Here is a 22,010-nt window from a genome sequence, read left to right on the forward strand (position 1 = left end):
GATGCGAGCCTTTGATTGCCTACCGCCGCCCGTGGCCTTGCTCGAACAGGTCAGGGCGCAATGCACGCAGCCGATGCCCGCTGATCTGGACGGCATCGCCCAGGCCGTGCATGCACGCCTGGGCGGTGCATTGGTTGGGTTGCTGGTCTACGGTTCTTGTCTGCGCAATGGCGATCTGAGTGATGGCATGGTCGATTTGTATGCGCTGGTTGACAGTTACGCGCGCGCTCATCCCAAACGCTTGCAGCAACTGGCCAATGCATGGCTTCCGCCTACGGTAGTCGTCATCAGCGCTGCAACGCCCGATGGCCGGATGCTCCACGCAAAATGCGCCATTCTCTCGCTGCAGGACTTCGAGACAGGCACTCGTTCGTGGTTCCAAAGCTACCTCTGGGGCCGTTTCGCCCAACCGTGCCGACTGGTTTATTTCAAGGACGGGGAAACGCAAAGGCGTATCCACTTTGCGTTGGCTCAAGCGGTGATGACGCTGCTGGGACGCTGCATCGCTCATTTACCGGATCAATTCGACAGTTTTACGCTTTGGGAACAATCCCTGTCGCTGACCTACCGGACCGAGTTGCGCCCGGAATCAGCCGATCGGCCCAGGCAGCTGGTCAGGCATGACATGAATTATTACTCGCGCATCACTCAAGCCGCAGCGCCTGCGGTGAAGCAAATGGCCGTCTGTGCGCACGCAACGGATCGCTATCGCAACCTCTGTCCGCCGGCAGCACGCCGCCGTCATGAGCGACTGTGGAAGTTGCGGCGGATTCAGGGACGAACCTTGAACGTGGCACGCTTGGTCAAATCGTTTTTCACCTTCGAAAACGGTGTCGACTACCTTGTCTGGAAGCTGGAGCGTCACTTGGGTGAGCCCATCGTCGTGACTCATCGGTTGCGTCGTTTTCCTCTGGTCTTTGGCTGGCCCCTGCTCTGGCGCCTGCTCAAAAGCCGCCGGCTACGCTAAGAAATGCGCCTTGCCGACTCGAACAACAGAGGGCGACCATGGATAGAGACAACGTACGCGTCAGCACCCCACCCACCAAGCGCAAACATCGCCCCAGCGTGGCGCTCGGTTTGTGGATCATCAAGCGCCTGGAAAAGAACATCCTGCGAAACTCCACGGTGGGCGACAGCCCTTTCTTCGAGCCCCGACAGTTTGCCTGGGTGACGGAGCTGGAAGCGAACTGGCCAAGCATTCTCAAGGAGCTCGAAGTCGTCCTGGATGACCGCGACCGGTTGCCCAATTTTCAAGACATTTCTAAAGATCAACGCAACATTACCCAGGACGACAAGTGGAAAACTTATTTCCTCTACGGCTATGGCTACAAGATGGACAAGAACTGCGCCCGCTGCCCTGACACCACGAGAATCGTCGAAGCCATACCGGGCATGTTTACCGCGTTCTTTTCGATCCTGGCCCCGGGCAAACATATTCCCCTGCACCGAGGCCCTTACAACGGGCTGCTGCGCGTGCACCTGGGGCTGGTGGTGCCTGAGCCCCGGGAACGATGCCGAATCCAGGTCGGCGATCAGATCCGCCATTGGGAAAGTGGCAAATGCCTGATATTCGATGACACCTACCGGCATCAAGTCTGGAACGATACGACCGGGACTCGCGTGGTTCTGTTTCTCGACGTCGAACGACCGCTCAATGCGCGGGGTACGTTGCTCAACAGGATTGTGCTCCGGCTGATTCGCTGGTCGCCGTTCATTCAGGACGCGCGCCGCAACCACCGTGCCTGGGAGCGTGGTCTTGAACCATAGCGACGCCCACGGGTCCCTCAGTAAGCACCCAGCACGCCCCGGCACAGAGGATTTCCAACAACGATGACCAGTCTTCTGCATATCTCCGACACGCATTTCGGCACGGAACTGCCCCTCGTCATGCAAGCCTTTGAATCGCACGTCAAGGCGCATGGCGCCGATCTGGTGCTGTTTTCAGGGGACATTACGCAACGCGCCAGACGCGCTCAGTTCGCCTCGGCGCAGGCATTCATCCAGCGCATCAAGGATTACGGAATACCTCAGGTGCTGACGATTCCCGGAAATCACGATATCCCCCTGTATAACCTGCTCGCGCGCGTGTTTTCACCCTATGGGAATTATCACCGGTACATCGACAGCAATCTGGCACCCATTTTCGAAAATGACGATGCATTGATCATCGGCTTGAACACAACGCATCCTTCACGGCGCAAGGCAGGCAAGGTCACTGCCCGACAAGTCGAGGAAGTGGCTGAGCGACTGCAGAGGTGCGATCGGCAAAAGTTGCGCATCGTTGTCGCTCATCAACCGTTCGGCGCTATCGTCGCGTCCGACCGGCGCAATTTGCAGATCGGTGCACGGGCTGCACTGGAGCGTTGGGCTTCGTCAGGGCTCGATGTGGTGATGGGAGGGCATATCCATCTGCCCTATGTGCTGGCACTCAGCACGCAATATGCCGGGCTGTCCAAGGAAATCTGGGGGGTGCAGGCCGGCACCACGCTCTCGTCACGCCTGCGTGGCAATGCCCCTAACTCATTCAATCGAATCCATCTGGATAAACTGACAAGGCAAGTTAACGTTGAGCGCTGGGAATACTCTTCCTTGCAAAGCGCATTCGAGCGCTGCGAAGAAATTCGCTGCGACTGTCTGTTGCCCGGGGTTGCGAGCGCAAATTAACGGGGTTGCGTCACCGTCAGGAACTCTCCTTCGCTTCCTCAGCGAGGGAGAAGGCCGTGCAATATTTGCGGCCCGCCCAAAACTCGACCATTGCCTGCGCAGCCTGGAGGTCGGCGGGAAAGTCCAGCTCATTCCAGTCCAGTCCTTCGATGGATTGCGCGAACACCTGCCCTGTCGTCGCTGCGAGGTAATTGATAATGCTCAAGTACCACATTTGCAGGGCTTCGGGACGGCGCATACTTTCTTCCAGCGCATTGCGAAACAACGGTCCTCCGCCCGCCTGGAAATGCATCATGCCGATGGATTCCCCGTCGACCTTATCGAGCGCAATCTGCTTGCTGACAGCACTGATCCGTTCACCGGCGAGCTGGATCTTCATATCGTCGCTGTCATAAGCCGACTTCTTGTCGATCGCGAGTGTAATCGGTCTGACAGGCGCCTCCAGCAGCCTCTCCAGCACCGGCTGTTCGAACAACGTATCGCCATTGAGCAAGATGAAATCATCATGCATGACATGGCGAGCCATCCAGCAACTGGCCAGATTGTCGGCGACCTCGAAGAACGGATTGTAGATCGTCGAGATGACGCCCGGCCCATAGCGCTCGTTCAGAACCTGTTCAACCTGGCCTGCCCCGTAGCCAATCACGGCGGTGATCCGGCTTATTCCGGCAGCCAACAACGCATCAATCTGCCATTCAATGACCCGCAGCCCGCCGACTTCGATCAGGCATTTGGGAGAATTCGCTGTATATGGAAGTAGCCGTCGTCCTTGTCCGGCACTCAAAATAATTGCGGTTGTACGGGTGCGTTGTTCGAATAACCCCATATTTCCAGGCTCCCCAAGTCCAGGATCTGAACCACTAGCACCCTTCGATCAGTGAGGGCGTGCTTGGTAGACTAGATCAATGATTGGACTGAGGACGCCCGCCCATCGGCTCAATTCAATCAGTATCGCGACGAAGTTTTATTCTCGACGCCTCGGATTTTCGCTCTATGCTTCTGAAAACCAATTTTCGGAGGAAACGCCCATGCGCTTGGAGGGTTCAGTACAGCCATCCTCAAGCATTGACACCCTCGACCCCATCGTCGAAACGAACAGTGGGCAACCCGTGGCGATTCCCCGCATCGAGCCGATAGTCCTGGCGGCCAGGGCCGGCGCACCGCAAGCCCCCGCCGTGCGTATATTCCTTGGGACCGAGCCTGCGCAGTACCGTGCCGAACGCATTTTTGTCTTTGCGCTGGCGCAAGTGCGAAACCCGGATCGGCGCTACGAAATTTACCGCATGACTGGCCTGCCCGGTTTCGATCAGACCGGCTGGCGTACCGGTTTCACTAATTATCGCTTCGCTATTCCGGACCTGGCCGGGCGCCACGGCCGCGCGTTGTACAACGACGTCGATCAGCTCTACACCGCCGACCCGGCCGAGCTGTTCGACCAACCGATGGGTGAACACGGCTATCTGGCGCTCGCGCCCAGAGAAACGGCAGTCATGCTCATCGATTGCGAGCGGATGCAGCGTTGCTGGAATATGAAAGCAGCCACCACGATCAGTAAGAAAAAGCTGCATGCGGCTGCGTCAGACATTCCGGGGAACTTCGGAATACTGGATGCCATCTGGCACGCCCGGGACCTGGAATACAAACACGGCGAATCCCGGTTGTTGCATTACACGACGCTGCATCTACAACCCTGGCGACCACTGCCTGCCCAATACAGCTATCAAATCCATCCCTATGCCGAAATTTTCCTCAGCCTTGAAGAAGCGGCAGACGCAACCGGGTATGAGCTCTACACGGCAGCCGAACCCAGTCCGCGATTCTTCCAGCTCAAGCGCGAAGCCACTGCACAACCGGCGCTGATGCCAGAGGATGTCATGCTGCGCAGCCGTAACCTGCAGTGTGCGAAGTTCGGGCTGATCGGGCCGTGGCAACAAACGCCGGCATTCGGCCCTGCTGTGCGGCAACTCGATGTGGAACAGCTGCGCCAGGTCGATTTACCTGCTCAGGATTTCATCGCTGCGCATGATCTTGAAAAGCTGGCGCCGGAAGACCTGCCCTGGGTCGTGGATCGCCTGTTCGCACTGGCCACGCGAATGCTCTACGTCAAGGCCAGGCTCAGTGGCGATGGCTCGATGATCAGTTCTGTCAGCGGTTGGCGCCGGCTTCTGCGACGTATCGCGCGGCGTTATCCCGATCGGTGCTGGCAGCTCGACTGCGTCGATGAAAAGGGGCACACGCAGCGCTTCGTCGCTGACTATGCGCTGCGGCTCAAGACCGCCGAAAGTCCTAAGGTATGGGTGCTGCTGAGCAATCATGCCGGTGACAATGCGCAGCTGATTGCCATGGCGGACGCCTTGGGCTGGCCTTACGAATGCAAACGGATCACCGTTCCACCGCGTTCTTATCTGCTCGACGCCCTGCTGGGAAGCAAGCTGCCCAGACGGCCAATTCCTGGCCTGAACGCACCTTGGCCAGACCTGGTCTTCAGTTCGGGGCGACGCAGCGCCCAGATTGCCCAATGGATCAAACATCGCTCCAAAGGCACGACACAACTGGTGCATGTCGGACGTGCCCAGGTTCCGTTGTGGCGATTCGACCTGGTCCTGTCCACCCCGCAATATGGGTTGGCCCTGGCGGATAACGTTGTCGACCTCCCTGCGCCATACATGAACCCGCGTGCTCTCGATCAGGCGCAACTGGAGCAATGGCGACAGCGATTCGCTGCACTGCCGCGCCCCTGGATCGCCGTACTCGTGGGAGCCAGCGCTTCCCCCTATTGCATGGACTCGGATGCACTGATTCGACTCGGCCGGGAAGCCAATGCAACGGTCAAAACCATGGGTGGCTCGATTTTGTTATCGACCAGCCCGCGCTCATCCGCAACGACCACCGATACCTTGCTGTCGGTCATTGACGTTCCATGCTGGTCGTATCGATTCGGTGAGACCCAAGACAATCCTTATCCTGCGTTTCTGGCCCTGGCCGATGGTTTTATCGTCACCGGCGACAGCCTTTCGATGCTGACGGAAGCTTGCATGACCGGACGCCCGGTCGCGGTTTTTCCGTTGCCGATCCAACGCAACCGCAAAGCCCGACTTCGCCACGCACTGGAACAGCGCCTGGGAGTGATTGACCGGACAACGGGGGTGCGTGGCACGCCCAAGCAGCAGGAGGGATTCAGCAGGTTCTATTTCAAACTCGTGTCGGGTGGCTTGATCAGGCGGGAACGCCAATTCGAACAGGCGCACCTCGCACTCGGCGTCATGCCCTTGTCACAAGGCCCTCTGCAGCCGCCGCTGCTGTCTCCACCAATGCTGCAAAGCGCCCGCGAACGAGCGATCAACGCCATTCGCGGCTTGATCATTGGCGAGCGGCCGTCTGGTCAAGGCCACTGAAGCGGAGGCAATTGTCCAATCACCCCCGCCTACGCAACCACTGCATAAACCCCTTCTTCTCGATGGCCTTCGGTTCTTCCTGGGTCATGGTGTGGGCGATCTGCAAGCGGAAATCCAGCAACGCCTTCATCGCTTCACCGATGTCATGGCGGGCCTCAACGCACGGCCTGAAGAATTCCTTGTCGATCCGGTACAGGTTGCAGAACGTCAGTGCGGCAAATTCCGCTGGCAGCGCCGTACCCGAGACGATCCCGCCTTCGCCAATCACTTCGCCGGGGCCCATGCGCCCGGCTTCGAACTTCACACCGGCGCGGCTCAAGGCCACCGTCACTACGCCCGATTCGATGATGTACAAGTGATCGCTGACCTGGTTGGCCGGCAAAATCACTTCACCTGGCTGAAAAATCTGCCGGGTCATGGCCTGGCTGACGTCGTCTTTTTCTTCCTCACTCAACGTTGTCGCGAAGATGCTCGCGTTATCCAGCAAGCCCCGGGCTTTTGATTGCACCGGGGGCAAACTGGTTTCGACAGTCGACAGCCAGTTGATACCGGCCGCCTGCAAATGCCGATACGCCAAATCGTAGAGCTGGTTGCGCACATTGCGCTTCTGATCCATCGACACCACGAAGCCGCTGACTTCGTACTCCACGCCATTGCTACCGGTACTCTTGATCGTCACTTTCGGTGCCGGTTTGGTCAACAGGATGCGGCAGCCTTGCGCCGCGCGTTCAAGGGCATCGAACACCCGGTTCGGGCGCACAAGGGGGCTGATCAGCAAGCTGATCGAGACCCCGAACATATCGCTGGGCCGACTGAAATTGGTGATCTTGGCCTTGGCCGCCATCGAGTTGGGGATCACGATCATGTTGCCCTGAGAGGTTTGCAGGAACGTGGCACGCCAGTCGATATCGGTGACCCGGCCTTCGGTGCCGTCGATGGCGATCCAGTCATCGATTTGATAAGGCTTGGTGGTGTTCAGGACGATCCCGGAGAACACATCGCTGAGGGTGCTTTGCAGGGCCAGACCGACAATGATCGCCAAGGCGCCGGACGTTGCCAGTACGCCCTTGACCGGCAGATTGAGCACATACGCCAGGGCGGCGATGACCGCTACCAGGAAAATCACTGCGCCGAGAAGATCCTGGAGCAAGCGCCCGGTGTGCCCTACCCGGTACATCATCACCGCACCGATGATGACTGTCAGGGTGCGTGCGCCGAACAACCACCACATGATCTGCAGCACGGTGGTCGCGAACTGCAGCGTCGCGTCATCGACCGCAGGCCCCGGCTCCCATGGGCTCAAGCCTTGATGGAACAACAGCGCGCTGTACAAGGTAAAAATCACCACCCGCGCAAGTACTTTCCAGTTGTACCGGTGGGAACCGACCACACGCCACATCACCATATCAATGAGGATCAGGAGCAGGCCGCCCATCAAGGGACTTTCAGAGAACAAGGACAACATCGGGCATCTCCCGCTCCAGCCAATGGTCGCCGCGCTACTGCGGACCTGTATCCGACCTTTGAAGGATAGTCAGGCCGGCCGAAAGAGGTCGGCGGATTGCGCGTGAACATGTGCCCCAAGGTGGCTTAGTGCAGTTTTTGTGGCTGCTCTGCGCCAGCCCTTTGCGCGCACCCAGCCGTCAGTCGGCGTGGCAAGTTCTGAACACTGACTTACACTGCGATACAGCCGCGTTCCAATGACTACTCAACGGATCGATGGGTCCCAAGGCAATCCGGTGATCTGGGTGACGCCAACATGAAAACGCTCATGGCCTGCTTGGCCGCTGTGTCCGCTGCCAGCGTTTGCCTGGTGACGGTCCCCTGCACCCAAGCCGCATCCTTTGCCACTAGTTACGATTGCACCAAGGCAACGGCTACGGTCGAGAAGCTGATCTGTCGCGACGCGCAACTGGCGCAGATGGATGTCGAATTGATGCGTCTTTATCGCCTGGCGCTGACGGATGAACATTCAGTTCCGCGCCCGGATAAAGTACTGATCGACCAGCAGTTCTGGGTCGATGCCCGTAACCAATGTGCCTCCAGGCCTGACCCCCGGTCATGCACGATCAGCAGTTATGCCCAGCGCGCGCACCAGCTGCGCCAAGGTTCGGCAATCGTCAGGACCAAAGACCCATACCGACTCACCGAAGGCCCTCTGGCATTTCGCTGTAACGGGCTGAACGCACTGGTTTCCGCGACTTTCTTCACCACCCAGCCAGGTGTCGTTTACCTGGCGTGGGCCAATAGCTCGATCACCTTGAACCAGGTGCCGAGTGACGTTGGTACTCAATACATTGGCAAGGATTTGCAGGGAACCTACAGTTTCCGGCAGGACGGCAGTGGCGTCCTGTTCCAGAAACCGGGCTCGGGAATATTGACCTGTACGGCTGAACCGACGGGCTGAAGTTCATGCCGGTGAATCGCGCACCCACTGCCAGAAAAGCTGATACCCGACCGCCAACACCACCGGACCAATGAACAAACCGATGATGCCGCTGGTGACCATGCCGCCCAAGGCGCCGATCAGTACCACCGGCATGGGTACGTCCACCCCACGCCCCAACAACAATGGCTTGAGGACGTTGTCCACCAGGCCGGCAACGAAGACGTAAATCGCAAAGATGATGGTGACCGTGCTGGGGCCTTCCGTGGCAAAGACATAGGCGATCACCGGCACGGTAATCAGCGTCGCGGGCAATTGCATGATCCCCAGCAACAGCACCGCCAGGGCCAGCAGGCCCGCACCCGGCACGCCCTTGAGGACAAAGCCGAGCCCGACCAGCAACATCTGAATGAAAGCGATACCGACGACACCCAGCGCCACGGCACGGATGGTTGCCGTGCATAAGGCGGCGACACTGGCGCCCTTCTCCGGCCCGTTGATGCGCGAGGCAATCTGCACAGAAGCACGGCTGCCGGCTTCGCCGTAGGCCATGAAAATCCCGGCAATGATCAGCGCGAAAATAAAGGTCAGAAAACCCATGCCCACACCGGCCAGTTTGCCCAGCAGGCCCAGGCTGACGCCCTTGATTTGCGGGATGTATTTGGCGGTTAGCCCGGGAAGGTCAGTTGCCGCTTGCTGCCATAGCGCAAACACCCGGTCACCCACCAGCGGCCATTGCGCCACGGATGCCGCTGGCGCCGGAATATGCACGCCCTCGTCCTTGACGACGCTGATGGCATTTTCCACTGAGTCGGCAATCGAGGTTCCCAGCAGGTAAATCGGCACCATCAGAATGATGATTGCCACGAGCACGATGAACGTCGCAATGCGCCCGTCCTTGTGCCCCAACGGGCCTCTGAGACGCTTTTGCAGCGGATACAACGTGATCGCCAGGATCACCGACCACAACATCAAATCGCGGAACGGCCTGAAAATCTCGAAACAGAACAACACCAGCACAACAATCAGTCCTGCGCGGATCAGGACATCCAGCAAGCCGCGGGACAAGGCCTTCTCTGAAAGCGGTAGGGGCACCATGGATATCTCCTGGCAGTGCACTGGAAAGATAGAGTGTCGGTATGCCCAGCATAGTTGCTCATCGGCAAATGTGATGAATGTATAACTGTCGATAATCAGCGCAGGAAAGTGGCGGAAGGTAGCCGGAGTCGAACCTGCCCGGGAACGGATGCCGTCCCCAACCGGGTTTGAAGCCCGGCCGCGCCACCGGGCGCGATTACCTTCCTCAATTCAGTGCCCGGTTCGCCGGGCCAGGGCGTTGTCCGGACGAATCTGGCGACGATCGCCAACGCGTCGCGTCAGGCCCAGACGATCGAAGTATTCGAGAATCTGAATGCTGCGCTTGCGGCCCAGCCCCACGGCATCACGAAATGCCGAGACCTGGATCACCGGATTCTCATCGGCCAGTTGCAACAGCATAGCCGCCAGGCGATGGAGCGTTGCGTCGGTGTAAAACAAGTCACGCACGATCTGATGCACCCGCCCAAGCCTGGCCATTTTGCGCAGCAGCAATCGCACGGCGGCTTCGTCGTGGCCCAGCTCGCGTATCCATGGCGGATCGAAACCCGCCGCGTCGAACAGCGGCTGCAATTGCAGCCACAGCGCTTCATCCGCCGCGCTCAGGCGCACCTGGTGGTCGGGCAAATGCAGCCACGGCCCACTCGCAGTGATGGCGCCATGGCTGAGTAGATGGTCGAGCAGGCTCATGAATGTCGAGCGGTCGAGGGCAAAACCGGCGAATCGACGCAAGCGATCGCGGTCCGGCCCCATTTGATCGGGTTCCATTTGATGAAAGCGTGTCAGGTGTTGCAACAGCTCATCCTGCAATGTCTGCCACCGGGTGGTGCTGAACAACACGGTAGACTGCCGTGATTCGATCAGGCGCACGTCATCGGGCAGTGACCAGTTCGCTCGAAGCTGGTTGAACTGGCGCTCCAGACGTTGCGGATCGAACCCGGTAGCGCTGTTGGCCAGTAACACCGGCAGGGCATCTTCCAGGCGATTACTCGCGGCCAACGCCTGCAACTGCGCCAGTCGCTCCGGGCTGCGGCGATGTCGGCTGGGGGCGAACGGGTCAAGTACGCGTCCACCGCCGAGGGTCCGTTGCGCGCTCTGGTCACGCACGATCAGTGGATCGCCCTTCACGGCTTGCACCGGCGAATTGAGCAGGATCTGCGCCAACATCCGCTCGCCCGGTGCCACGCTCGCGCCCTCCAGCAATGCCACACGCCCGGTAACGTCATGAGTGCCGATGTGTACGTGAACCGGCTGAAAATGCTCAAACGCGCGTGGCTCAGCGGGGAGTAACTGAAAGTCGATGTCCAGGCGCTGAGTCGGCGCGTACAGCCATTCTGACACCAGCCACTGACCGCGATGCATGTGCTCCAGCGCCAAGCGTTCGCCGCTGATGTTCAACGCGACACGCTGCCCGGCCACCGCCACATCGGCCGCCTGATTTTGCGCATGCAAGCCGCGCACGCGCACGGTTTTGCCGAGCGGGCCGAGTATCAATGTATCGCCCACCGCGACCTGGCCGGACACGGCCGTGCCGGTTACCACGATACCGGCGCCGGCGACACTGAATGCCCGGTCGATGGACAGCTGAAAACCACCGTCGAGTCCGTGTTGCGCGACCTGGTTTTGCGCTTGCAGCAGCGCCTCGCGCAAGGTATCTACGCCCTGCCCGGTGACGCTCGACAGCGCAATCAATGGCGCTGCCGCATAAGGCCCAGGTGCCAACAATGCGCTGACCTGCTCGCGCACGATGTTCACTCGGGAAGGTTCGACCCGGTCGCACTTGGTGATCGCCACAATGCAACGGGCGATGCCAAGCAGTTCGACGATGGCCAGATGTTCGCGGGTTTGCGGCATCACGCCGTCATCGGCAGCCACCACCAGCAACACCAGATCGATGCCCTGCGCCCCGGCCAGCATGTTGTGGGTGAAGCGCTCATGACCCGGCACATCAATGAAACCTGTCAGCGGTGCGCCGGGCACCAGCTCGGCGTAGAGATAGCCAAGGTCGATGGTCATGCCGCGCTCGCGCTCTTCCCGGCGCCGGTCGCCCGCCTGCCCGGTCAGGGCCTGGAGCAACGCAGTCTTGCCATGGTCGATGTGCCCCGCCGTGCCGACAATCACCCTGCCCGGTCCTCCACTTTCAATTGATCGAGCTGCGCCAGCCACGTCGGTTCATCATCGAGTTGCCGCAAGTCGAGCCACAGGGCGTCGTCATCGATGCGCCCAAGCACCGGAATCGGCAACGCCCGCAATGCAGATTCCAGCGCCATCAGCGAGCGTCCGCGCAGGCGCTTGCTGGTGTTCGGGCGCAGGCACAGCGCGGCGCTCGGTAATCTAGCCACCGGTTGGCTGCCGCTGCCGATCATCCCCAACGCTGCCGTCGCGCTGACATTCCAGCTTTCGCCCAATTGTTTGGCCAAGGCCGGTTGCAGGCGCTCGGACTGGGCGAGGATGTCGGCCTGTGGCCGGGTCAGCAAACGCAGACTTGGCAGACGTTCGGCCAGTCGATCCGGATTGCGGTACAAGCCGAGCACCGCTTCAAGGGCGGCCAGGGTCAGTTTGTCGACTCGCAACGCGCGTTTGAGCGGGTTTTTCTTGATTTTGCCAATCAGTTCCTTGCGCCCGACAATCAACCCGGCCTGCGGCCCGCCGAGCAATTTGTCACCGCTGAAGGTGACGATATCCGCACCATCGAGCAGCGCCTGGCGCACCGTCGGTTCAGCAGGCAACCCCCAGCGCGTCAGGTCCAGCAGGCTGCCACTGCCAAGGTCTTCGAGCAGCGGTAACCCATGCCGGTGCGCCAGTTGTGCGAGCTCGGCAGTCGGTACGCAAGCAGTGAAGCCCTGAATGCTGTAGTTGCTCGCGTGCACCCGCATGATCAAACCGCTGCGCGGGCCGATGGCGGCTTCATAGTCGCGGACATGGGTACGGTTGGTGGTGCCGACTTCATGCAGTTTTACCCCGGCGCGGGCCATGATGTCGGGAATGCGGAAGGCACCGCCGATTTCGATCAATTCACCCCGAGAGATGATGCCTTCCTTGCGCGCGCCCAGGCTGTTGAGGGTCAGCAGCACGGCGGCGGCATTGTTGTTGACCACCGTCACTGCTTCGGCACCGGTCAGTTCGCGGATCAAGCCTTCGATCAGATCGTCGCGGTCACCGCGTTTGCCACTGTTGAGGTCGAATTCCAGATTGAGCGGGTAGCGTGCGGCCATTTGTACTGCGTCAATCGCCTCTTGCGGTAACAACGCCCGCCCAAGGTTGGTATGCAATACGGTTCCGGTGAGGTTGAACACCCGCCGCACATGGCTGCGGTGTTGCACCTGCAGCCGTTCGCCCGCCCTGCCCGCCAACACTTCAGGACTGACTTCGATCGCTTGGAGCAAACCCTGTTGTACAGCTTCGCGCAATTCATCGAGCAATTGTCGCAACGTCGCCAGCAACGCGTCGCGCCCATAACGCTCGGCCAAAGGCTGAAACGCCGGATGACGCAACAGGCTGTCGATGGAAGGCAATCGCAGGTTGGCACTGGCACCGCTGGCGGACATCGGGCGCTCCTGAAATAGAAAGACCGTCGCGCCAGAGTGTAGACGCTGTGGTCATTCGTCTCCCGGAGCCAGTAACAGATTCGGTGCCAGGCGGTGATAGCCGTCCTGGGCCAGGCGCATGTCGAGCATCAGGCTGCTCAAATCCGCCGACAACGCTTCAGCGGCCGCATCGTTTTCCAGGTAGAGCAGTTTCAGGTAGCTGTTGCAGCTCGGGCACATTTCGGCGCGCAGCGGTGCCTGGTTGGCGGCGTGGCGATCGTCTTCAAGGCTGAGATATTCCAGGCCCTTGCTCTGCTCGCAATACACACATTTGACCCGCACAACGTGCCATTCACAGGCGCACAACGAGCAGACCAGATACCGCAGACCGTTGTGCTTGCCACGATTGCGAATCACCCCGGCCATGGCCGGCGAGCCGCAACACGGGCATTGGCTGAGGCTGTCGCCCGGTTTGAGCTGCAGGTTCGGCGTGCGGAGCAGCCAATGGCTCCAGGCCGCTTGCAGGGCAGCACCGAGAAACGGTACCAACGCTGCCGGCACCAGCGAATATTGGCCGCTGACCAGCGCCACGGCCCACGCACGACGCTGGCCCGGGCTGGCTGTGCGCAACGTGGCCAATGCATCGTTTACCGCCGGTTGCGCTGGCGGTACATAGCGTTGCAGCAAGGCGTCCAGATACGCTTGCCAGTCGTCCTCGCGAGTCAGGCTGTCGGCGGCGAACGGCGGCAATCCGTGGTGTCGGCAAAGCTCGATGCGTTGTGCGTCGAGTGGCTCGCCAAGCGGCGGATCGTCCAGGATCTGCTGTTGCACCCGACACAGGTCTGCGATCAAGCGTAAATAGTCGGCCAACGGATGACCCACAGCCAATTGCTCCAGGCGTGCTGCACGCAGGCTGAACAGGTTGTGCGGTGGAAGGTGCAGAAACGGCGGCGAACTGGCCGCCGCTTCGATTTCTCCGGGTTCAAGAATGGTTGGCAAGCGTCAGCCCTTTTTGGTGATCGGTCGCTCGGGAGGTACGTCGCGCGTCTCATCGTGAGTCACTTGGCGATACCAGAGTTCGTGGTGTTTCCTGGCCCAGGCACGACTGACCCAACCGTGCGTCATGGCGCTGACCGAACCCTTGATCCAGATGCCCGCATAAATGTGCACGATGATGCTCAGGATCAGCACAAAACCCGCCAGCGCATGCAGCAGCATGGCCCAGCGAATGCTGGTGATGCCGAAGTAGGCACTGAAATATGCACGCCAGATCACCAGGCCGCTGAACAGCAGCACCAGCATGCACAGCAGTAAAGTCCAGAACAGCAACTTCTGCCCGGCGTTGTATTTGCCCACCGGCGGTACTTCTTCCTCGTTGTTGGCCATCACCCGATTGATGCGCCTTAGCCACAGGCGATCATTGGCAATGAAGTAGTTGGAACGCCAGAAGCTGAACACCAGCCCAAGGAAAAACACGAACATCAATACGCCCATGAACGGATGCAGAATGCGAGTCCAGGGGCCACCGCCAAACAGATTGCTCAGCCAGTACAGCGCCGGGTGGAACAACGCCAGCCCGGACAGCCCGGCCATCAGGAACAGAATCGCCACCAGCCAGTGGTTGGTGCGCTGGTTGCTGGTGTAGCGCAGGATGGTCTTGTTCATGGCCTGCCCTCCCCGCGTGGGTCGTAGGTGTGCACCGCAGGATCGACCTGATGAACCGAAGTATCCGGCGGAACCGGGTGCTCATCCTCCTCAACCCGGTTCGGTCCGATGCGCACATAGTGGAAGAACCCGGCCAGCACCGCCGCGCCCATGGCCAGCAGCGCCAAGGGTTTGCTGATGCCTTTCCACAAGCCCACCAAGGGACTGATCGCCGGATGATCGGGTAAACCGGCATACAGCCTTGGTGTGTCGGCGTGATGCAGCACGTACATGACGTGCGTGCCGCCGACCCCTTCGGGATCGTACAAACCTGCATTGTCGAAACCACGACTTTTCAGGTCGACGATGCGTTCAGCCGCGTGTTCCTTCATGTCGTCCTTGGTACCGAACACAATGGCACCGGTTGGACAGGTTTTTACACAGGCCGGCTCAAGGCCAACCGAAACACGGTCCGAACACAGTGTGCATTTGTAGGCTTTGTGGTCTTTTTGCGAGATCCGCGGAATGTTGAACGGGCAACCGGTGATGCAGTAACCGCAGCCGATGCAATGGTCCTGGTCGAAATCGACGATACCATTGGCATGTTTGATGATCGCCCCTGGGCTGGGGCATGCCGCCAGGCAACCCGGTTCGGCGCAATGCATGCAACCGTCCTTGCGGATCAGCCATTCCAGGTTACCGGCATCGGTTTCATGCTCGGTGAAACGCATCAAGGTCCAGGTGTCGGCAGTCAGGTCATGGGGGTTGTCGTAGGTGCCGAGGTTGTGGCCGACCTCGTCGCGCAGCTCGTTCCACTCCGAGCATGCGACCTGGCAGGCCTTGCAGCCGATGCACTTGGTGGTATCGATCAGTTTGGCGACTTCCTCCACACCACGCACCGATGGCGCGGGCGTGGTGGTGGCCGAGCGGGCAATGATGTCTTGGCTGGCCATTTAGACTTTCTCCACGTTGACCAGGAATGACTTGGATTCCGGGGTCTGTGTGTTGCCATCGCCGAGGAACGGCACCAGGGTGTTGGTCAGGTAGCCGTGACGGGTCAGGCCGGTAAACCCCCAGTGCAGCGGGATGCCGATCTGATGCACGACCTGATTGTTGACCTGCAGCGGACGAATCCGCTTGGTCACCACCGCCACCGCTTCGATAAACCCGCGCTTGCTGCTGACCCGCACCCGATCACCGGCCACGATCCCCTTTTCCTTGGCCAGTACTTCGCCGATTTCCACAAACTGCTCAGGCTGGGTAATCGCATTGAGCTTGCAGTGCTTGCTCCAGAAGTGGAAATGCTCGGTCAACCGGTAACTGGTCGCGGCGTACGGGTAATCCTTGGCAACGCCGAGGGTATCCCACACCGAATCGAAGATCCGCGCTGCCGGGTTACTGGTGGCTTTTTTGTTGCTCGGGTGCAAAGGATTGATGCCGATCGGCGTTTCGAACGGTTCGTAGTGCTCGGGAAACGGGCCTTCGTTCATCTTGTCGACGGCGAAGAAACGCGCCACGCCCTCGGGGTTCATGATGAACGGATTCATCCCGGCTTCCGGTGGAACATCGGCCTTGTAGTCCGGCACATCGGTGCCGGCCCACGCTTTGCCGTTCCACCACACCAGGCGTTTGTGCGGATCCCACGGTTTGCCCTGCAAGTCCGCTGAAGCGCGGTTGTAGAGAATCCGCCGGTTCGCCGGCCAGGCCCACGCCCAACCCTGATGCTGATGCATGCCGAACGGGTCATTGTTGTCGCGACGAGCCATCTGATTGCCCAGCTCTGTCCAGCTGCCACAGAAAATCCAGCAACCGGACGCCGTGCTGCCATCGTCCTTGAGCTGACCAAAACCGGCCAGCTGGGCGTTGGCCTTGATGGCCGCGCCCGTGGCGTCGGTAATATCGGTGATGGCCGTGCCGTTGATTTCCCTGGCCAGTTCCTCGGGCGAAGGTTCGTCAGGGATCTTGTAAGGCCACGACAACTTGAGCAGCGGGTCGGGGAATTTGCCGCCATTGGCCTGGTAACGCTGACGCAACCGCAGAAACAGCTCACTCATGATCTGTACGTCGGTGCGTGCTTCGCCGGGACCGTCGGCACCTTTCCAGTGCCATTGCAGCCAGCGGCTGCTGTTGACCAGCGAACCGTCTTCTTCGGCGAAACAGGTGGTGGGCAGGCGTATCACTTCAGTTTGGATATCGGCGCTGTTGACGTCGTTGAACGGCCCGACTTTTTGCCAGAACTCAGATGTTTCAGTGGCCAGCGGGTCCATCACCACCAGCCATTTGAGCTTGGCCAGCGCAACCATCACCCGGTTTTTATCGGGCAGCGCGGCGATGGGGTTGAAGCCTTGGCACATGTAGCCGTTGACTTTGCCCTGACCCATCAGGTCAAACACCTTGAGGATGTCGTACTGAGGAATGTCCAGTTTCGGCAAGTAATCGAAAGCCCAGTTGTTCTCGACGGTGGCGTTGGCGCCGTACCAGGACTTCATCAAGCTCACATGGAACTTGCTGTAATGCTGCCAGTAAGACAACTGCCCCGGACGCAAGGGGACTTGCGTACGCTTGGTAATGTAGGCGGCGTAATCCTGTTCGGCGTCGCCCGGCAGGGTCAGATAACCGGGCAGTGAGTTGGACAGCAGCCCCAGGTCGGTCAGGCCCTGGATATTGGAGTGCCCGCGCAAGGCATTCACGCCCCCGCCCGGCATGCCGACGTTACCCAAAAGCAATTGCACCATCGCTGCGCTACGGATGATCTGGGCGCCAATCGAGTGCTGGGTCCAGCCCAAGGCATAGAGAATGGTCATGGTCTTGCCCGGTTGCGAGCAAGTGGCGATTTCCTCCCAGATTTTCTGCATGGCATCGACCGGCATGCCACAGATCTGGCTGGCCAGGTCGATGTTGTAACGGCTGTAGTGCTGCTTCATCAATTGATAGACGCAACGCGGGTCTTGCAGCGTCGGGTCGACCTTGACGAAACCGTCCTCACCGAGCTCGTAGCCCCAGCCGGATTTATCGGTGTACAGGCGCTTGTCGACATCGTAGCCACTGAAAATACCGTCCTCGAAGCCATACCCGGCTTTGACGATGAACGACACGTCGGTGTAGTTACGCACGTATTCGTGCTGGATCTTGTCCTCGGTCAGCAAGTAATTGATCAACCCGCCCATGAAGGCGATGTCGGTGCCGGTGCGAATCGGCGCGTAGTAATCGGCCACCGAGGCGGTCCGGGTAAAACGCGGATCGACCACGATCAAGCGCGCCTTGTTGTGCGCCTTGGCTTCGGTCACCCATTTAAAGCCGCACGGGTGCGCTTCTGCTGCGTTGCCGCCCATCACCAGAACCAGATTCGCGTTGGCGATATCGGTCCAGTGGTTGGTCATGGCACCACGGCCGTACGTCGGGGCAAGACTTGCCACCGTCGGGCCGTGTCAGACACGCGCCTGGTTATCGAACCCCAGCATGCCGAGACTGCGAATGACCTTGTGGGTGATGTAACCCGCCTCGTTGGACGCCGCCGATGCCGCAAGGAAACCGGTGGTCAGCCAGCGGTTGACCGTTTGGCCCTGGGCATTCTTCTCGATGAAATTGGCGTCGCGGTCGGCCTTCATCAGGTCCGCCACGCGGTCGAGTGCTTCGTCCCAGGAGACGCGGGTCCATTCCAAGCTGCCGGGTTTGCGTACCTGCGGATATTGCAGGCGCCCGGGGCTGTGAATGAAGTCCAGCAGGCCTGCGCCTTTTGGGGCAAAGGGTGCCGCGGTTGACCGGGTGGTCGGCGTCACCTTCTATGTGGATGATGTTTTGCGCGACATTTTTCGCTGCATCGCCCTGGCTGTACATGATCAACCCACAGCCGACCGAGCAGTACGGACAGGTGTTGCGGGTTTCTCGAGTGTGGGCAAGCTTGAAGTGGCGCACCTGCTCGGCGAAAGCGGCTGTCGGGGCCATGCCCAACGCGCCCAGGCTCGAACCAGCAAGGCCGATACCAGCGACCTTGAAGAACTGACGACGGCTGAGGTCCATCGTGCACTCCTGATCAGGTGGAAATCCGGTGCGTTGCCGGACTTTTCTGGACAATCACGGTGGCGGCAGTCTGGCTGCCGACACCTGAAATAGTAGACAAGGCTGTCGAAATCACCATGACAACCGACCGTCGGGCATTTGCGGACAACCACAGAACATTGTGGGAGCTGGCTTGCCAGCGATAGCGTCGTGTCATTCAACCATTTCGCCTTCTGACCGGCCCCCATCGCTGGCAAGCCAGCTCCCACAGGGGATGTGTTGCCGGGGATTGGCGCTTATCATGGCCGGCATGATTAACCAGCCTTTACGAGATTTGCGCATGACTTTCGATTTTGATCAGGTGTTCGACCGCCACCACACCGGCAGTACCAAGTGGAGCCGCTACCCGGCCGACGTGTTGCCGATGTGGGTTGCCGACATGGATTTCGCGGCACCACCAGTGATCGTCCAGGCCTTGCAAAAACGTCTGGAGCATCCGTTGCTTGGCTACAGCGTGGCTCAGGATGACCTGCGCGAAGCCATCGTTGCTGATTTGTGGAACAAGTACGCCTGGCGAGTCGAGCCGCAAGAGCTGATCTTCCTGCCGGGTGTCGAATCGGGCTTCAACATGGCCCTCAAGGCATTGGTGCAGCCGCAACAGAATGTTGTCGTGCAAGTGCCGAACTACCCGCCGCTGCGCCACGCGCCAGGGCATTGGGGCCTGAACAAGGTGGAGTTGAGTTTCGACCCGCAATCCGACGGCACCTACACCACGCCGTTGGCTGCCTTGAGCCAGTCGCTGCAAGGTGGTGGCGCCCTGCTGCTGAGCAACCCGCACAACCCATTGGGCAAAGCATTCCCTCGGGCCGAACTGCAAGCGATCGCCGACATCTGCCTGGAGCACGGTGCCTGGATCATCTCCGACGAAATCCACGCCGAACTGTGCTTCGACGGCCGCCAGCACATTCCGATGGCCTCCCTCAGCCCGCAAATCGCCCAGCGCACCATTACGCTGATGTCGGCGAGCAAGGCCTATAACATCGCCGGGCTGAAAACCTCGTTCATGATCATTCAGGATCGCCACCTGCGCGAAAAGGTTAACCATGCCCGCTGCGGCATGGTCGACAGCGTCAACCCGCTGGGCATGGAAGCCACGCGCGTCGCTTACAGCGAAGCCGGGCCATGGCTGGCCGCGCTGAAGGACTATTTGCAAAGCAATCGTGATTATCTGGTCGACGCCGTGCGCAGCCGCTTGCCGGGCATCAGCATGAACGTGCCGCAGAGCACTTATCTGGCCTGGATGGACTGCTCGGCGCTGGGGCTGGACAACCCACAGCAATTCTTCCTCGAACAGGCCAAGGTCGGTTTGAGCCCGGGCCTGGATTTCGGTGATGACGGCCGGCAGTTCGTGCGCTTGAATTTCGGCTGCCCGCGCTCGCTGCTCGAAGAAGGCATTGCGCGGATGGAGCGCAGTTTGCGCAACCTCAGGGCCTGACAAATCCCCCGGCAGGAGCGCACTTAAGGACGAACACTGTACCTGTGGCGAGGGAGCTCGCTCCCGCTCGGGCGCGAAGCGGCCCTGAAAAGGACTGCTGCGCAGCCCAACGGGAGCGAGCTCCCTCGCCACAGGATGCTAACGTTTTCCCACCATCAAAAATCCAACCGAACTCAAGCCAAAACGCCAGGGTCAACCCTTTGACTCCCCCGCCTGAGACCGGAGATTGATGATGAACGAATACCCAAAACCGCCCTTCCCGAAACAACAGCAACCCGTCCCTGGCTCCCAGCGCAAAATGGATCCGTACCCGGACTGTGGCGAGCAAAGCTATAAAGGCTCGGGACGCCTGAACGGCAAGATTGCCCTGATCACTGGTGGCGACAGCGGCATTGGCCGTGCGGTGGCGATAGCGTTTGCCCGTGAAGGCGCGGATGTGGCCATTGCCTACCTTGATGAACAGGAAGATGCCGAGGAAACCGCCCGTTGGGTCGAACAGGCTGGGCGCCAATGCCTGTTGCTACCCGGCGACCTGGCGCACAAAGTGCATTGCCAGGCACTGGTCGAAAAAACCGTCGAGCGCTTCGGACGCATCGATGTGCTGGTCAACAACGCCGCTTTCCAGATGACCCACGAAAACCTCGAAGACATTCCCGATGAAGAATGGGTGATGACCTTCGACGTCAACATCACGGCCATTTTCAGGATTTGCCAGGCAGCACTCAAACATATGCAGCCGGGCAGCTCGATCATCAACACCAGTTCGGTCAACTCGGACTTTCCTAACCCGACGCTGCTGGCGTACGCCACCACCAAGGGCGCGATTGCCAATTTTTCTGCCGGCCTTGCCCAGATGCTGGGACCGAAGAACATTCGGGTAAACAGCGTCGCGCCTGGGCCAATCTGGACGCCGCTGATCGTTTCGACCATGCCTGAAGACAAGGTGCAGGATTTTGGTGGCAATACCCCCCTTGGGCGCCCCGGGCAACCGGTTGAAGTCGCACCCATCTATGTGCTGTTGGCAAGCGACGAAGGCAGCTACATCACCGGCCAGCGCTTTGGCGTCACGGGTGGCAAGCCTATCCTCTGATGCCCGGCGATCCCGAAAAATGGAACCGGTCGACGCTTGCGGCGCTCAACACTCCATAGGCCCACCTCAGGCGGGCCTTTGGATATCAGGAGGTCGCCATGTCCGCACCTATCGTCAAGCTGTTTACTCAACCGAACTATGCGTGGACGGATATTCGCAAGGAAGAGGAAGCGCATCCACGTCATTATCTTGCACATTTGCTGTTGCTGGCTTTGATCCCCCCGGTGTGTCTGTTCATTGGGACCACCTACGTAGGCTGGAGCCTGGCGGAAAACGAAACGGTCAAGCTCAGCGCGGCCAGTGCGTTACAACTGTGCATACTGCTTTACGTCAGCATCCTCGTGGGCGTCGCCGTAATGGGCATGTTCATCAGCTGGATGTCGCGTACCTTCGACGCACGCCCGACTCTCAATCAATGCATCGGTTTTGCCGCCTACACCGTCACCCCGTTTTTCCTCGCCGGTATTGCGGGGCTGTACCCGAGCCGCTGGCTGGCCATCCTGGTGTTAGGCGCGGCGTCGATCTACTCGACCTTCCTGCTGTTCGTTGGCTTGCCGACGTTCATGCATGAGCGCAAGGAACAAGGCCTGCTCAACTCCGCTTGCGTCTGGGGCGTCGGGCTGTTGGTGCTGGTGACCATCCTGGTGGAAATGATCCTGCTGTGGTTCAACGTGCTTACGCCTGAGTATTTGCGCGCTACTGTCGGTTGAACACC

16 protein-coding genes, 1 tRNA gene and 1 pseudogene are annotated in these 22,010 nt (G+C 59.8%); 8 read left to right on the plus strand and 10 right to left on the minus strand.

Translation table 11 applies throughout. From position 1 onward, the window contains the following. The first annotated feature begins 73 nt into the window (after positions 1-73). The 3 genes from D8U18_RS05520 to D8U18_RS05530 all read left to right on the plus strand — a co-directional run bounded on the left by D8U18_RS05520 (position 74) and on the right by D8U18_RS05530 (position 2,664). Positions 74-967: a hypothetical protein gene (locus tag D8U18_RS05520; protein WP_241664296.1), complete on the plus strand. Its 894-nt coding sequence runs from the start codon at positions 74-76 to the stop codon at positions 965-967. Positions 968-1,005: 38 nt separating this feature from the next. Further along, positions 1,006-1,767 carry an aspartyl/asparaginyl beta-hydroxylase domain-containing protein gene (locus D8U18_RS05525; protein ID WP_131107230.1) on the plus strand — a complete coding sequence of 254 codons (762 nt, stop codon included), beginning with the start codon at positions 1,006-1,008 and terminating at the stop codon, positions 1,765-1,767. A gap of 63 nt (positions 1,768-1,830) precedes the next feature. Further along, positions 1,831-2,664 (plus strand): metallophosphoesterase, encoded by an 834-nt coding sequence (locus D8U18_RS05530; RefSeq protein ID WP_131107231.1) that lies wholly within the window; start codon positions 1,831-1,833, stop codon positions 2,662-2,664. A gap of 16 nt (positions 2,665-2,680) precedes the next feature. On the opposite strand, the gene D8U18_RS05535 is transcribed toward D8U18_RS05530, so the two are convergent. Continuing rightward, a complete protein-coding gene (locus tag D8U18_RS05535) occupies positions 2,681-3,490 on the minus strand; it encodes a phosphocholine cytidylyltransferase family protein (RefSeq protein ID WP_177434996.1) in 810 nt (269 codons plus the stop codon). A 283-nt stretch (positions 3,491-3,773) separates the two neighbouring features. Between D8U18_RS05535 and D8U18_RS05540 the strand changes: the two genes are divergently transcribed. Further along, positions 3,774-6,059, plus strand: a complete 2,286-nt coding sequence (locus D8U18_RS05540; protein WP_241664297.1) for an ELM1/GtrOC1 family putative glycosyltransferase — start codon at positions 3,774-3,776, stop codon at positions 6,057-6,059. Between the two features lie 19 nt (positions 6,060-6,078). Here the strand turns inward: D8U18_RS05540 and D8U18_RS05545 are convergent, their stop codons facing one another. Further along, on the minus strand, positions 6,079-7,524 hold the full coding sequence (locus tag D8U18_RS05545; protein WP_131107233.1) for a mechanosensitive ion channel family protein: 1,446 nt from the start codon (positions 7,522-7,524) through the stop codon (positions 6,079-6,081). Between the two features lie 294 nt (positions 7,525-7,818). On the opposite strand from D8U18_RS05545, the gene D8U18_RS05550 reads away from it, so the two are divergent. Then, entirely contained in the window at positions 7,819-8,466 is a 648-nt protein-coding gene (locus tag D8U18_RS05550; protein ID WP_056855367.1) for an MliC family protein, read from the plus strand. A 3-nt stretch (positions 8,467-8,469) separates the two neighbouring features. On the opposite strand, the gene D8U18_RS05555 is transcribed toward D8U18_RS05550, so the two are convergent. The 8 genes and pseudogenes from D8U18_RS05555 to fdnG all read right to left on the minus strand — a co-directional run bounded on the left by D8U18_RS05555 (position 8,470) and on the right by fdnG (position 18,731). Next, positions 8,470-9,543, minus strand: coding sequence for an AI-2E family transporter (locus D8U18_RS05555; protein ID WP_056855368.1), 1,074 nt, complete (start codon positions 9,541-9,543; stop codon positions 8,470-8,472). A gap of 109 nt (positions 9,544-9,652) precedes the next feature. After that, positions 9,653-9,748 (minus strand) — tRNA-Sec (locus D8U18_RS05560). A gap of 5 nt (positions 9,749-9,753) precedes the next feature. Then, on the minus strand, positions 9,754-11,661 hold the full coding sequence (gene selB, locus D8U18_RS05565) for a selenocysteine-specific translation elongation factor (RefSeq protein ID WP_131107234.1): 1,908 nt from the start codon (positions 11,659-11,661) through the stop codon (positions 9,754-9,756). Further along, complete coding sequence (selA, locus tag D8U18_RS05570) at positions 11,658-13,088, minus strand: L-seryl-tRNA(Sec) selenium transferase (RefSeq protein WP_131107235.1); 1,431 nt, start codon at positions 13,086-13,088, stop codon at positions 11,658-11,660. Before selA ends, selB begins: the two co-directional genes overlap by 4 nt. A gap of 51 nt (positions 13,089-13,139) precedes the next feature. Further along, the gene (gene fdhE / locus D8U18_RS05575) at positions 13,140-14,066 is read right to left on the minus strand and encodes a formate dehydrogenase accessory protein FdhE (RefSeq protein ID WP_131107236.1); all 927 of its coding nucleotides are present in this window, start codon (positions 14,064-14,066) and stop codon (positions 13,140-13,142) included. Positions 14,067-14,069: 3 nt separating this feature from the next. After that, positions 14,070-14,732: a formate dehydrogenase subunit gamma gene (locus tag D8U18_RS05580; protein WP_131107237.1), complete on the minus strand. Its 663-nt coding sequence runs from the start codon at positions 14,730-14,732 to the stop codon at positions 14,070-14,072. Further along, entirely contained in the window at positions 14,729-15,664 is a 936-nt protein-coding gene (gene fdxH, locus D8U18_RS05585; protein WP_131107238.1) for a formate dehydrogenase subunit beta, read from the minus strand. The genes D8U18_RS05580 and fdxH overlap by 4 nt, the downstream gene beginning before the upstream one ends. Then, positions 15,665-18,731, minus strand: a pseudogene (gene fdnG, locus D8U18_RS05590) (formate dehydrogenase-N subunit alpha). A gap of 319 nt (positions 18,732-19,050) precedes the next feature. On the opposite strand from fdnG, the gene D8U18_RS05600 reads away from it, so the two are divergent. The 3 genes from D8U18_RS05600 (at position 19,051) to D8U18_RS05615 (ending at position 22,005) form a co-directional block, all read left to right on the plus strand. Further along, positions 19,051-20,205, plus strand: coding sequence for a PatB family C-S lyase (locus D8U18_RS05600; RefSeq protein ID WP_131107239.1), 1,155 nt, complete (start codon positions 19,051-19,053; stop codon positions 20,203-20,205). 232 nt (positions 20,206-20,437) lie between these two features. After that, positions 20,438-21,295, plus strand: coding sequence for an SDR family oxidoreductase (locus D8U18_RS05610; protein ID WP_131107240.1), 858 nt, complete (start codon positions 20,438-20,440; stop codon positions 21,293-21,295). 98 nt (positions 21,296-21,393) lie between these two features. After that, entirely contained in the window at positions 21,394-22,005 is a 612-nt protein-coding gene (locus D8U18_RS05615; RefSeq protein ID WP_131107241.1) for a Yip1 family protein, read from the plus strand. Positions 22,006-22,010 lie beyond the last annotated feature (5 nt).

Origin of the sequence: Pseudomonas sp. Sample_10 (assembly GCF_004321495.1) — a bacterium.
Lineage (GTDB): Bacteria > Pseudomonadota > Gammaproteobacteria > Pseudomonadales > Pseudomonadaceae > Aquipseudomonas.

What these genes read in the sequence shown, in the direction of transcription:
- D8U18_RS05550 (WP_056855367.1), top strand. Translation starts at nt 7,819, where the DNA reads ATGAAAACGCTCATGGCCTGCTTGGCCGCTGTGTCCGCTGCCAGCGTT.
- D8U18_RS05520 (WP_241664296.1), top strand. Translation starts at nt 74, where the DNA reads ATGCCCGCTGATCTGGACGGCATCGCCCAGGCCGTGCATGCACGCCTG.
- D8U18_RS05525 (WP_131107230.1), top strand. Translation starts at nt 1,006, where the DNA reads ATGGATAGAGACAACGTACGCGTCAGCACCCCACCCACCAAGCGCAAA.
- D8U18_RS05555 (WP_056855368.1), bottom strand. Translation starts at nt 9,543, where the DNA reads ATGGTGCCCCTACCGCTTTCAGAGAAGGCCTTGTCCCGCGGCTTGCTG.
- D8U18_RS05615 (WP_131107241.1), top strand. Translation starts at nt 21,394, where the DNA reads ATGTCCGCACCTATCGTCAAGCTGTTTACTCAACCGAACTATGCGTGG.
- D8U18_RS05535 (WP_177434996.1), bottom strand. Translation starts at nt 3,490, where the DNA reads ATGGGGTTATTCGAACAACGCACCCGTACAACCGCAATTATTTTGAGT.
- D8U18_RS05545 (WP_131107233.1), bottom strand. Translation starts at nt 7,524, where the DNA reads ATGTTGTCCTTGTTCTCTGAAAGTCCCTTGATGGGCGGCCTGCTCCTG.
- D8U18_RS05530 (WP_131107231.1), top strand. Translation starts at nt 1,831, where the DNA reads ATGACCAGTCTTCTGCATATCTCCGACACGCATTTCGGCACGGAACTG.
- D8U18_RS05600 (WP_131107239.1), top strand. Translation starts at nt 19,051, where the DNA reads ATGACTTTCGATTTTGATCAGGTGTTCGACCGCCACCACACCGGCAGT.
- D8U18_RS05580 (WP_131107237.1), bottom strand. Translation starts at nt 14,732, where the DNA reads ATGAACAAGACCATCCTGCGCTACACCAGCAACCAGCGCACCAACCAC.
- D8U18_RS05610 (WP_131107240.1), top strand. Translation starts at nt 20,438, where the DNA reads ATGAACGAATACCCAAAACCGCCCTTCCCGAAACAACAGCAACCCGTC.
- selA (WP_131107235.1), bottom strand. Translation starts at nt 13,088, where the DNA reads ATGTCCGCCAGCGGTGCCAGTGCCAACCTGCGATTGCCTTCCATCGAC.
- fdxH (WP_131107238.1), bottom strand. Translation starts at nt 15,664, where the DNA reads ATGGCCAGCCAAGACATCATTGCCCGCTCGGCCACCACCACGCCCGCG.